13 protein-coding genes are annotated in these 12319 nt (G+C 57.0%); 8 read left to right on the forward strand and 5 right to left on the reverse strand.

Going from position 1 to position 12319, the window contains the following annotated elements:
* The first annotated feature begins 10 nt into the window (after nucleotides 1–10).
* The 6 genes from RT340_RS02250 (at nucleotide 11) to RT340_RS02275 (ending at nucleotide 6515) form a co-directional block, all read left to right on the forward strand.
* On the forward strand, nucleotides 11–787 hold the full coding sequence (locus RT340_RS02250) for a DUF4311 domain-containing protein (RefSeq protein WP_097119509.1): 777 nt from the start codon (nucleotides 11–13) through the stop codon (nucleotides 785–787).
* 12 nt (nucleotides 788–799) lie between these two features.
* Nucleotides 800–1447, forward strand: a complete 648-nt coding sequence (locus RT340_RS02255) for a DUF4310 family protein (RefSeq protein WP_034829224.1) — start codon at nucleotides 800–802, stop codon at nucleotides 1445–1447.
* A 160-nt stretch (nucleotides 1448–1607) separates the two neighbouring features.
* Complete coding sequence (locus tag RT340_RS02260) at nucleotides 1608–2741, forward strand: amidohydrolase/deacetylase family metallohydrolase (protein WP_313373814.1); 1134 nt, start codon at nucleotides 1608–1610, stop codon at nucleotides 2739–2741.
* The gene (locus RT340_RS02265) at nucleotides 2725–3846 is read left to right on the forward strand and encodes a DgaE family pyridoxal phosphate-dependent ammonia lyase (RefSeq protein WP_097119512.1); all 1122 of its coding nucleotides are present in this window, start codon (nucleotides 2725–2727) and stop codon (nucleotides 3844–3846) included. Before RT340_RS02260 ends, RT340_RS02265 begins: the two co-directional genes overlap by 17 nt.
* Nucleotides 3843–4580 carry a 2-dehydro-3-deoxy-phosphogluconate aldolase gene (gene dagF / locus RT340_RS02270; RefSeq protein ID WP_211728489.1) on the forward strand — a complete coding sequence of 246 codons (738 nt, stop codon included), beginning with the start codon at nucleotides 3843–3845 and terminating at the stop codon, nucleotides 4578–4580. Before RT340_RS02265 ends, dagF begins: the two co-directional genes overlap by 4 nt.
* Nucleotides 4581–4604: 24 nt before the next feature.
* Nucleotides 4605–6515, forward strand: coding sequence for a BglG family transcription antiterminator (locus RT340_RS02275; protein ID WP_211728490.1), 1911 nt, complete (start codon nucleotides 4605–4607; stop codon nucleotides 6513–6515).
* A 127-nt stretch (nucleotides 6516–6642) separates the two neighbouring features.
* On the opposite strand, the gene RT340_RS02280 is transcribed toward RT340_RS02275, so the two are convergent.
* Complete coding sequence (locus RT340_RS02280) at nucleotides 6643–7545, reverse strand: LysR family transcriptional regulator (protein WP_038644506.1); 903 nt, start codon at nucleotides 7543–7545, stop codon at nucleotides 6643–6645.
* Nucleotides 7546–7674: 129 nt separating this feature from the next.
* Here RT340_RS02280 and RT340_RS02285 point away from each other — a divergent pair, with 129 nt between their 5' ends.
* Nucleotides 7675–8376: a pirin family protein gene (locus tag RT340_RS02285; protein WP_160833726.1), complete on the forward strand. Its 702-nt coding sequence runs from the start codon at nucleotides 7675–7677 to the stop codon at nucleotides 8374–8376.
* Between the two features lie 71 nt (nucleotides 8377–8447).
* On the opposite strand, the gene dolP is transcribed toward RT340_RS02285, so the two are convergent.
* Genes dolP through RT340_RS02305 form a run of 4 tightly spaced genes read right to left on the reverse strand, consistent with a single transcriptional unit; the run spans nucleotide 8448 to nucleotide 12065 of the window.
* Nucleotides 8448–9020: a division/outer membrane stress-associated lipid-binding lipoprotein gene (gene dolP / locus RT340_RS02290; protein WP_034829213.1), complete on the reverse strand. Its 573-nt coding sequence runs from the start codon at nucleotides 9018–9020 to the stop codon at nucleotides 8448–8450.
* A 14-nt stretch (nucleotides 9021–9034) separates the two neighbouring features.
* Entirely contained in the window at nucleotides 9035–9622 is a 588-nt protein-coding gene (diaA, locus tag RT340_RS02295) for a DnaA initiator-associating protein DiaA (protein ID WP_034829211.1), read from the reverse strand.
* Between the two features lie 14 nt (nucleotides 9623–9636).
* Nucleotides 9637–10032 (reverse strand): YraN family protein, encoded by a 396-nt coding sequence (locus tag RT340_RS02300; RefSeq protein WP_097119518.1) that lies wholly within the window; start codon nucleotides 10030–10032, stop codon nucleotides 9637–9639.
* Nucleotides 9990–12065, reverse strand: coding sequence for a penicillin-binding protein activator (locus RT340_RS02305; protein WP_211728491.1), 2076 nt, complete (start codon nucleotides 12063–12065; stop codon nucleotides 9990–9992). The genes RT340_RS02300 and RT340_RS02305 overlap by 43 nt, the downstream gene beginning before the upstream one ends.
* 62 nt (nucleotides 12066–12127) lie before the next feature.
* Here RT340_RS02305 and RT340_RS02310 point away from each other — a divergent pair.
* A partial coding sequence (locus tag RT340_RS02310) for an SAM-dependent methyltransferase (RefSeq protein ID WP_313373823.1) occupies nucleotides 12128–12319 on the forward strand: 192 nt, incomplete at its 3' end.

The following is a 12319-nucleotide window of genomic DNA, read 5'->3' on the forward strand; positions in this document are numbered from 1 at the left end:
GTACAACAACATGTTTTTAATCATTTTGTTTAAGTCGTTGATCATTGGTGGATTGGTTGGCGTTGGAGTAGGAGCGGGCGCAGCGCGCATGTTCCACGCACCGACCACCCAGGGTATGGGCGCGTTTCGTACCTTGGGTGAACTCAATTCCTGTGAAGGCGATCCTGCATCGCACTTTTCCTTTGGTCTTGGCTTCTTCTTTAACGCCTGGGCATCGTCTGTGGCGGCAGGCTCCTTCACACAGGACGTTGACCACCGCATTCTGCCCAACTGGGGCGCGGCTGCGTTGATGGTGAAAAATCGTAACGTCGCGGAAACCCTGCACAACCCGAAACGCATGGCGATTGCCTGCGGCATCATCGGCATGATCGTGGTGGCGTTCCTTAACAGTACCGCTTCTGCGGTGCCTGCAGCGTTGCAGGTTACGGCGGTTAAAGTACTGGTGCCGGCGGCCAACCTGTTGGTCAACACCGTGATGCCGGTGATCTTCTGGCTGGCAGCGATTGATGCCGGTAAGAAATCCGGTTTCTGGGCGACCATCTTTGGTGGTCTGGCGCAGTTGATCATGGGCAATGCCGTACCGGGTCTGGTGCTGGGTATCCTGATTGGTAAAGGCGTGGAAGAGAGCGGCTGGAACAAAGTCACCAAAGTGATGATGTTCGCGATTGTGCTGCTGTTCGCTCTGAGTGGCTTCTTCCGTGGCTTCGACATGAAACTGCTGCAATCCTTCCAGCTGGGTGTCCCAGGCTGGCTGGACATGATTCACAACAGCCTGAGCGGCAAATAAGGAGCCTCGAGCATGAACGAGACTGAAAACAAAGGGTTCTGGTATGCCGACTGGTCGTTCCCGATCTTTGTTGGCCTGCTGTCCGCCGGGGTGTTTGCCGGTACGCACATGTACTACCTGTACGGCATCGGTGCATTTAACGAAGTGGCGTTTGTTTCGATGCTGCGTTCCGGCATGGAAACCGGCGTGTATGGCGCCGTGGCGGCGTTTGGTGCCAGCTTCCTGTTTGCCCGCATCATCGAGGGTTCGCTGGTCGGGATTCTGGATATCGGCGGTGCGATTCAAACCGGTGTCGGGCTGGGCGTTCCGGCTTTGCTGCTGGGCGCGGGCATTGTGTTCCCGGTGGCAAACTTTGCCGCATCACTGGCCACGGGCCTGGTGGTGGGTTTAGCGATCGGTTATCTGATTATCCTGGCGCGTAAGTTCACCATCAATCAGAGCGATTCCACCTACGGTGCGGACGTGATGATGGGCGCAGGTAATGCATCGGGTCGCTTCCTTGGGCCGTTGATCATCCTGTCTGCGATGGCCGCGTCGATTCCGATTGGCATCGGTTCGCTGGTGGGTGCGTTGTTGTTTTATCTGTGGAACAAACCGATCACCGGTGGCGCGATTTTAGGTGCCATGGCGTTAGGCGCAATGTTCCCGGTTTCGCTGTAAAGCTGTTTCCGATTTAACGGTCGCCCTTCACGGCGGCCCTACGATTGAACAGTGCATTCTGTGTGGAGGCACATTGATGACCCCACACAGATGTGATGCAAATTCCGTAGGGTGCGTATTGATGCGCACCGGGCTGAATGCAGGTTGTTAAGGAGTAAATATGTTTGATCTGATTCTGCGCCGCGCGCGTTTGTGCGACGAACAGCTGGTGGATATCGCCATCCAGCACGGCAAGATTGCTGCGGTCGGCGATGTCAACGGTTCAGCTCAGCAGGAGCGCGATTTAGAGGGGCGCTATTACGTCAGCGCCGGCTGGATCGACAGCCACGTGCACTGCTATCCCAAATCCCCGATTTATCACGATGAAGCCGATGCGATTGGGATGGCGCAGGGCGTCACTACCGTGATTGATGCAGGCAGCACCGGCGCGGATCATATCGACGATTTCTATCAGCTCACCCGTTCCGCCACCACCGAAGTGCGCGCGCTGATCAACATTTCACGTACCGGCATCATCACCCAGAATGAGCTGGCCGATATGACGCAGATCGACGGTGATGCGGTGGTGCAGGCGGTGAAACGTCGCCCGGACTTTATCGTGGGATTAAAAGCGCGCATGAGCAGCAGCGTGGTGGGTGAAAATGGCATTCAGCCGCTGATTCGCGCCAAAGCCATTCAACAGGCGGCGGGAAATCTGCCGCTGATGATGCACATCGGCAACAACCCGCCGGTGCTGGAAGAGATCGCCGATTTGCTCACCTCCGGTGACATCATCACTCACTGCTTCAACGGCAAACCCAACCGCATTCTGTCGCCGCAGGGCGAACTGAAAGCCGCGGTGAAAAATGCCATCGCGCGCGGCGTGAAGCTGGATATCGGTCACGGCAGCGCCAGCTTCAGCTTTGAAGTGGCCCGTCAGGCCATCGCGCAGGGAATTCTGCCCGACACCATTAGCTCGGACATTTACTGTCGCAACCGCATCAACGGCCCGGTACACAGCCTGGCGCATGTGATGTCGAAATTCTTCAGCATTGGCATGACGCTGCCGCAGGTTATCGACTGCGTCACCGGTAATGCCGCGGCTGGCCTGCGCTTAGCGGGCAAAGGGCGCTTAACCGAAGGTTATGACGCCGACCTGACCATTTTTACCGTCAAAGAGGAAGCCCGCCCGTTCGTTGATGCTGAAGGCGAACGGGTTTTGGGTGAGCAACATTTGCTGCCGCTGGCCGTGGTTATCGCGGGTAAGTGGCATCTGACTGATGAAGGGAAAGCTAATCATGTCTTCGATTTATGAAAAATATGACCTGAAACAGGTCATCAATGCCTCCGGTCGTATGACCATTCTTGGTGTTTCAACGCCTTCTGCCGATGTGGTCGAGACCGTCAGCTACGGTTTGAATCACTATTTCGAGATCAAAGATCTGGTCAATAAAACCGGCGCGTATATCGCTAAACTGCTGGATGTCGAGAGCGCGGTGGTGGTCTCCTGCGCCTCTGCGGGCATCGCACAGAGCGTGGCGGCGGTGATCGTTAAAGATAACGACTGGCTGCTGGACAACCTGCATGCCGCGCCGCTGACCGTGCCGCACGATATCGTGGTGCCGAAAGGCCATAACGTGAACTTCGGTGCGCCGGTGGGTGCGATGGTGGCGCTGGGCGGCGGACGTCTGGTGGAAGCCGGCTACAGCAACGAATGTTCGCCAGAACAGCTGGCTGCGGCCATCACGCCAACCACGGCGGCGCTGCTTTACATCAAATCACACCACTGCGTGCAGAAGAGCCACCTGAGTGTGGAGCAGGCGGCGGTAGTCGCGCGTAAACACGGTATCCCGTTAATCGTGGATGCGGCGGCAGAAGAAGATCTGCAGTGCTACTACCAGATGGGCGCGGACCTGGTGATCTACAGCGGTGCCAAGGCGATTGAAGGGCCGACCAGCGGTCTGGTGATTGGCCGCACCCAGTACGTTGAGTGGGTAAAACGTCAAAGCAACGGTATTGGCCGCGCGATGAAAGTCGGTAAAGAGGGCATTCTTGGTCTGACGCAGGCGATTGAAAACTATCTGGTGCAGCCGAAAACCACCGGCGCTGAGATGGTAGCCAACATGACGCCGTTTATCGATAACCTCAACACAATCAATGGTGTGTCTGCACGCGTGGTATGGGATGCGGCGGGCCGCGATATCGCCCGTGCCGAGATCAAGTTCGATGAGGCCGTCACTCAATGGCCAACCGGTGAGCTGGTGCAGGCGCTGAAAACCGGCGACATCGCCATCTACTTCCGTGGCTACAAAGCCAACGAAGGCATTATCGAAGCGGATGTGCGCAGCGTCAGCACCGATCAGCTGCATATTATCTTTAGCCGTATCCAGGCGTTACTCAGTGGAGGAAAACGCGCATGAGTCTGAACCCGAATTTCTATCAGGGCCGTCTGTGCCTCAACGTGCTGGCCGGTTCTAAGCAGAACGCCAAAGAGATCTGGCAGGCCGCAGAAGGCCACGTGCTGGTGGGCGTCTTATCAAAAAATTACGCGAGCAATGAAGAAGCGATTGCCGATATGCGTGAGTACGCGGCACTGATCGACAACGCGCTGTCCGTCGGACTGGGCGCGGGCGATCCGAATCAGTCGGCGATGGTGAGTAAGATCTCAGCGGTGCTGCAACCGCAGCACGTGAACCAGGTGTTTACCGGTGTCGCCACCAGCCGCGCACTGCTCGGGCAGCATCACACCGTGGTCAACGGTTTGATTTCACCAACCGGCACGCCGGGCCTGGTGAAAATCTCCACCGGACCGCGCAGCTCGCAACTGGAAGATGCGATTGTGCCGATCGACAGCGCCATCGCCATGCTGCAGGACATGGGGGGCAGTTCGGTGAAATACTTCCCGATGGGCGGCTTAAAAGCGGTGAATGAGTACCGTGCCGTTGCTGAAGCCTGTGCGCGTCACGACTTCTGGCTGGAGCCGACCGGCGGCATCGATCTCAATAACTTCGAAGCCATTGTGCAGATTGCACTCGATGCGGGCGTCAGCAAAGTGATTCCACACGTCTATAGTTCGATCATCGACAGTGCCACTGGCGACACGCGCATTGACGATGTGCGTCAGCTTCTGGCAACGTGCAAGAAACTGCTGTAACAAACGAGTCACAGGTGAAGCTCCGTGAGATTTCCCAATCAGCGTCTGGCCCAACTTTTCGCTGCGCTGCAAAACGAAACGCTGCCACAGGATGAACTGGCGCGCCGCTTTTCAGTTTCAACGCGCACGGTGCGCACCGATATCACCGCGCTGAATGCGCTGCTGGAGCAACACGGCGCACAGTTCGTACTGGCGCGCGGCGCGGGATATCAGCTGAAGATCGACGATGTGGCGCTTTTTGACCGTCTGCAGGAAGAGAGCGCCGCGCCGCTGCGCGTGCCGCGCACTTCTCAGGATCGCGTACGCTATTTGCTCACGCGTTTTCTCACCGCCGCCTATTCACTCAAGCTTGAAGACCTGTCGGAAGAGTGGTTTGTCAGCCGTGCCACCCTGCAAAGCGACATGGCGGAGGTGCGGGAATGGCTTGGCCGCTATCATCTGAATATCGAAACCAAGCCGCATTACGGCATGAAGTTGTTCGGCAGCGAAGCGGCGATCCGCACCTGCCTGACGGATTTGCTGTGGCAAATTGATCAGGAGATGCCCGACAGCCCGCTGTTGACGGTGGAAGCGCTGCACAGCGGCATCCTGGCGCAGCTGGAGCCGCTGCTGCAGCACTGCTTTAATCAGCACGCGATTCGCCTTAGCGATGAGGGCGAGCGCTATCTGCAAATTTACTGTGCGGTGGCGGTGCGACGCATCAGCGAAGGTTTCCCGCTCAACGATCCCGGCGCAGAAGATGTCGGTGATGAGGTGCGCGAAGCCGCGCATCATCTGGTGAATCTGATGCATCCGCTGGTCGGCAAACCGATCTCGCAGGCGGAAGAGAACTGGCTGCGCGTCAATATCGCCGCCCGGCAGATTCAGGCGCTGTCGCCCAGCACCATTAATGCTGATGACGCCGATGCGTTAGTCGATTACCTGCTGAACTACATCAACACCCATTACAACTACCGCTTGCAGCAGGATGAGCAGCTGCGGGCCGATCTGCTCACCCATATCAAAACTATGATTACCCGGGTGCGCTACCAGATTCACATCCCCAACCCGCTGCTGAGTAACATCAAACAGCACTATCCGATGGCGTATGACGTGACGCTGGCGGCGGTCACCAGCTGGGGAAAGTACACGCCGTACAGCATCAGCGAGAACGAAATCGGTTTTCTGGTGCTGCACATCGGTGTCGGGCTAGAGCGGCATTACGATGTCGGCTATCAACGCCATCCGCAGGTGCTGCTGGTGTGCGACAGCGGCAACTCCACACTGCGCATGATTGAAGCGCTGCTGCTGCGTAAATACCCGCAGTTGGTGGTCACGGCGCGTTTGTCGCAGCGTGATTACGAGATGCGCGAACACATTGACGAAGATTTCGTGATTTCCACCGTGCGTTTGAGTGAGAAGAATAAACCGATTGCGGTGATGTCGCCGTTCCCGACCGAGTTCCAGCTGGAGCAGTTGGGTAAGCTGGTGCTGGTGGATCGCACACGGCCTTACATGCTGGAAAAATACTTCGATGCACAGCACTTTATGGTGCTGGATAAGCCGATGACGCAATCCGCGCTGTTCCGCGTGTTGTGCGATCAGCTGGAGTCAGAAGGCTGTGTGGATGCGGACTTTTATCCCTCCGTCGAAGAGCGAGAAGCGATTGTCAGCACCCTGCTCGGCGAAGGCATTGCGCTGCCACACTCACTGGGATTGCTGGCGAAGAAAACCGTGGTGTATACCGTGCTGGCGCCGCATGGCGTGAGCTGGGGTGATGAAACCGCTTCGGTGATTTTCCTGCTGGCGATCAGCAAAAGCGAATACGAAGAGGCGATGGCGATTTACGATCTGTTCGTTACTTTCCTGCGCGAGCGGGCGATGACCCGATTGCGCGATTGCGCGGATTTCGTCAGCTTTAAAGCGGTGGCGATCGATTGTCTGAGCCGGATGTGATGGTAAACCAGGGCCGGATGAAGCCAGCACTACAACGTCCGGCACGCATCCCGGCTCATGATGTTTGCGATGAATATCCCGCTACACTGTTGGGATAGAGTCAGTATTTATGCCGGCCTGGTCTTAATCAGCTACGCTGCTTCGCCAGCAACCGCGGGATTTCACGCAGGCACCACGCTTTGGCTTCACCCATGCTATCGCGACGCCATGCCATAATGATATCCACCTCACGGGTGTATTCGGCACTCACCACACGCAGACGGCCTTCGGCGATATCCTGTTCCACCATCGGATAAGGCATGGTGGCGACACCCAATCCTGCCAGCAGCGCTCGGCGTTTATCGTCCATGCTACTCACCGTCAGGCGTTGCTGTTTATCCAGCAGCTGCACCGTTAACACCGGGCGTTCGCGCGCGGTATCCGCCACCGCGATGCCGCGATACTTCACGCGCGTCACTTCAGACAGCGGCTCGGCTTCCTGATGAATCGGGTGATCCGGACTGGCCACGTAGACGCTCATAATGCTGTAGAGCTTACGGGTGTTGATCTCGGTTGATGCACGGAAATGCATATCAGGCGCTATCACGATGTCCGCGCGGCCCTGTTCAAGACGCTCCCAGGCACCGGCCAGCACTTCCGTCACCAGCGAAATCTGCGTGTTGGCTTTCTCAGCCAGCTTTTCAACGACAGGAAACAGCAGATTGGTGGGGATCAGTGCTTCGGCCACAATGGTGAGATGGGTTTCCCAACCGCGAGCCAGCGCTTCGGCATCGGTGGTGAGTTTATCGGCCGCTTCCAGCAGCACGCGCCCACGCTCCAGTAGCATACGCCCGACATTGGTGAACTTGGTGCGATGGCCGGAGCGGTCAAACAGCACCACGTCCAGCTCTTCTTCCAGTTTCTGCATGGTATAGCTCAATGCAGAGGGAACGCGGCCCAGTTCATCGGCTGCCGCAGCAAAGCTACCACGACGGTCGATAGCATCCATCACACGTAAAGCTTCGAGGGTTAACGCGCGGTCTTTTGCCATGCCGGTTCTCTGTCAGTAAATTTGAATATGCCAGGCAGATTAACTGGCTAACAATCCGGCGTCCAGCCTTTTACCATTAACGTATAAAGCCTGTGGTCGAATCTCACCGCAGTGCGTCGGAGGTAAATCATGATGACAACCCGCTGCGCGTCAGCATGTGGCCAGGCCGATTTCGGTTGGTTGCAGGCGCGATACAGCTTCTCTTTTGGCCACTATTTTGACCCGAAATTAATGGGCTACGCCTCATTGCGTGTGCTTAATCAGGAAGTGCTGGCACCCGGTGCGGCGTTCCAGCCACGCAGCTATCCGCAGGTGGATGTGCTGAACCTGGTGTTGCAGGGCGAAGCAGAATACCGCGACAGCGAAGGTAACCACCTGGTCGCGCGGGAAGGCGAGGCCATGCTGCTGTCGGCACGTCAGGGTGTGAACTACAGCGAAATCAACATCAGCAAAGATCACCCGCTAACACGCATGCAGCTGTGGCTGGCGGCCTGCCCGGATCGAGAGAATCCGCTGCTGCAGAAAATCGCTGTGCCGCAGCAGACCCGTTTCTTGCTGGCCTCGCCAGACGGCGTGGATGGCAGCCTGCAACTGCGTCAGCAAGTTTGGGTCCATCAGGTGATACTCGCACCCGGTGAGCAGCATATGGTGAAACTGAACGGCCCTCGTGCCTATCTGCAATCTATCCACGGTTCGTTGGATCTGCAGGCAAGTAGCGCCAATCAGGAGTTACTGAGCTGCGGTGACGGCGCGTTCTTGAGTGAAGAACAGCAGATTACGTTGCAGGCGAAAACGCCGCTACGTGCTCTCGTCATCGATTTACCGGCATAAAAAAAGGCAGCCCGCTGAGGCTGCCCTTGTCTGTGGTCGGGGCGCAGCTGACTGCGCCCGTCAGATGCAGATTACTTCAGGATGGTGAACGCGGTCGTTACGTGTTTCACACCGCTTACACGACTGGCCACATCGGCCGCCGCAGTGGCTTCCTGTTGTGTCACCAGACCGAGCAGGAACACTTCACCGTTTTCCGTGGTCACTTTCACGTTCGATGATTTCACCTGATCGCTACCCAGCAGCTGTGAGCGGATTTTGGTGGTGATCCAGGTATCGGATGATGACGTGCCGAGGCTCACTTTCTGGCCAGTGCGGATTTCGTTATACACCTCGGTGGCACCATCCACGCCCATGGCAATCTGCTTGGCGCGGCTCGCCAAATCAGCCGATGGCGATTGACCGGTCAGCAGCACTTTGCCCTGATAAGCGGTGACCACGACGCGCGCCTGGTTTTTGATTTGTTCATCTTTAGCCAGTGCGTTACTGACACGCAGTTCCAGCGTACCATCATCCACTTGCGTACCGACGGTGCGCGGGTCCGTTGCGGTTTTGGTCGCCACAGCGGCGCCGCCTGCCACAACGGCAACACAGCCTTGCAGCATCATGGCGGTTAAAAGAATGGCGACAGCGTTCAATGCTTTCATTTGAGCTCCTTCAGTCATTCCTGGTGTGGGAACAAAGTGTTATCAATCAAATCACACAGGCAGTTCAGCGTCAGCATATGCATCTCCTGAATGCGTGCGCTGCGATGTGACGGAATGCGAATTTCCACATCGTGCGGACCCAACAGGCCCGCCAGCTCACCGCCATCATGGCCGGTCAACGCGACGATAGTCATATCGCGAGTCACCGCAGCTTCAACCGCTTTAACAATATCGCGGGTGTTGCCACGGGTTGAAATAGCCAGCAGCACATCACCGGCCTGACCAAGCGCGCGAACCTGCTTGGCATAAACTTCATCGTGGAGACGATCGTTGCCGATCGCCGTCAGCATGACATTGTCGGCGCTAAGTGCCAGCGCAGGCAGGCTGGGGCGCTCGGTCTCAAAACGGTTAATCATACTGGCGGCAAAATGCTGAGCATTGGCCGATGAAGCACCGTTACCACAACTCAGGATTTTGTTACCGTTCAGCAGCGACTGCACCAGCGTCATAGCGGCGCGAGAAATCGCATCCGGCAGTGCCTCCGCAGCGGCGATTTGAGTCTGAATACTTTCGGTAAAACACGCTTTAATTCTGTCCTGCACAAGACCACCTGGTTCTATCCATCGGCATTAAAGGCATCGGGCAGCCATTCCAGCTCACGCCCGGTAATGGCAATGATGTCAAAACGGCAATTCACCGTATCAAAACTGCCGCCGCGTGCCAGCAACCACCATGCAGCGGTACGCAGCAGCTTTTGTTGTTTCTGGCGCGTCACGCTGGCGGCGGCACCGCCGTAGCGCGCATCGCGTCGATAGCGCACTTCGACAAACACCCAGCAATCGGCGTCTCGCATAATGAGATCAATTTCCCCACTGCGGCAACGCACGTTGCTGGCAACCCATCGCAGCCCGGCGCGCTCCAGATAGCCACGCGCCTGCTGCTCCTGCTCAGCGCCAATGCGCTGGCGGTTTACTGCACTGGAACGATTTGTCCCTGACGATACTGGTTCCATGCCAACTTCCTGTTGATCACGCAATCCGTGTCGGCGCTCAGTTTGCCAGTGTTGCCATCAATGGCAAAACCAGGCACCTGGCGCATCTGGTTAAAGTGATTCGCCAGCGTCCAGGCATCAATGCCCATCGCGTAGAGGCGAACCAGCGAATAATCGTTGTTAAACGACTTCGCCGCCTGCTGCATCAGACCCGGATTGTTACCGGAGAGCAGCGGAATATCACTGAACTGCAGGCCATCCATTTCCAGACGGAAGTCTGGACCGGCACCCGCCTGCGCACTGCGTGAGCTTGCATACAGTGCGATGTTGTTGCGGCTGCTGGTGCGCATCGCAATCATCGGCTTGATCAGTTGCAGCTCGTCCTGGCTGGCCACGATGTACACTGCATCCACACTGCCGCCGCTGGCATCGGTCGTTGGCGCTGGCGGGGTGGTTTGCGGCGCTGGAATGGTCAGGCCCGCAACAGCCACGGCGGCAGACTGCGGCTGTTCAACCGTCAGCGGCGTGCCACTCAATGCGATACCCGCTCCGCTATTAATACCTTGTTTCAGCTCAGAAACGCCACCGAAACGCTGTTGCAGTACGGTGGAACCGCCAAGTTTCTGCCACTCCTGTGCGAACGCCTTGCTGACGCGATCGCCATAGCTGCTACGCGGTACCAGCAGTAATGGCTGGCGTTTGCCTTGCTCGTAGATATGGTGCGCGGCATCGCGCGCTTCGTCTTCAGGAGAAAGCGCAAAATAACAAATATTCGGATGGTTCTGGATCTGTTCTGGCTCGTTCAGCGCCAGCACGTTGAGTGGCGTCTGGCTGTTCACCACCGATTCCACCTCGTTTTTCAACAGTGGGCCTACCACGATGGTCGCGCCATCCTGCTGCGCCTGCTGCATTACCTGAGCAATCGGCTGGCTGCTGGTGTCATAGACTTTCACTTGCGCGCTGCTGTCCGGTTGAGCCGCCGTTGTCGCCGGTTGTGCGGCAGCCTGCGGCTGTTCGGTCTGCGGTGGCATATTGCCCGCCATGGCCGGGCTGACAACCGTGTTAGCGGCAGCGTTAGCATCGGCAGGCTGTTGTGCGTTCGCGTCGCCAGGCTGTTGTGCTGACGGCTGGCCATTGGCATCGGTTGCCGCGGTAGCAGCAGGGGCGGGTTGCGGGGCTGGTGCAGTTAACACGCCATTTTTAGCATCGTTAAAACCTTTCTGAATCGCATTGGCAAAAACCTGTGCCTGGCCATTCAGCGGCAGCAGCAGCGCGATGGTGCTGGTCGAGGCTTTGGTGAAGTTTTGCACCTGGCTAAGCTGAGTTGGTAATGTTTTCGCACCCGGGTTTTGCGGATAACGTGTCTGCCAGTCTTTGATCGCCGCTTTCAGCATCTGCGGATCCTGGCTGTTGGTATGCCAGGTGTTGAGCAGATCCAGCCAGCCTTGCAGGGTGTTCTCATTGGCGTTAATCACCAGGCTGTTCAGCTGATCCTGCGTCATTTGCGTCAGAGCTTGCCAGGTGGCGTCAATATTGCTCTGGTGGTCGGCGCCTTGCAGCAACGGCTCCTGAGCAATATAGGCGCGTAAGAGCGCGAGTGAAGGGCGATTTTGCGCCGCAGCGATTTGCAGTGCGTAGTAGCGCACCTGCTGATCCTGAGACAGGCCATCAGTCTTCACCTGACCCAGCGTCTGCTGAGCGCCGCCGAAATCCTGCTGACCAATCTGCATCTGCGCGCGCAGTAATTGCAGCTCCTGCTGCTGCACTGCAGAGAGTTGCTGTGGCAGTTGCGAGATCTGATCGTTAGCCTGCGGATACTTTCCTTCCTTCAACAGGGCACGGATGGCAAGTAATTGCCAGTCGGTCTTGCTATCATCGCTGCTTTGCTGCACCTGCTGCAGATAATAGTCAGACCGGCCAGTAGCAGGCCCCTGAATATTGACGTTGGAGGTTTGCTGCGGTCCCTGGCCGCTACAGGCGGCTAAAATCAGTCCAGCGAGAAGAACAGGTACAAAGCGTCCTGCTTTATGACGTACGACTTTTGAAGGAAGCATACTGTATCCAGTGATGTTTTTTTCTAGATGCTCAATATTAAATCGGCAATTCGGATGAAACAATGAAACAACTCGATCGGGCAGAGATTTCTGCCAGCACGCTCTATATCGTTCCTACCCCGATCGGTAACCTGGGTGATATCACGCAGCGTGCGCTGACGGTGCTTGCGAGCGTCGATCTGGTCGCAGCGGAAGATACACGTCATACCGGGCTGTTGCTACAACATTTCGCCATCAATGCGCGACTGTTCGCA

The organism is Pantoea sp. CTOTU50773, assembly GCF_032082325.1.
In the GTDB taxonomy this organism is placed as follows: domain Bacteria; phylum Pseudomonadota; class Gammaproteobacteria; order Enterobacterales; family Enterobacteriaceae; genus Pantoea; species Pantoea communis.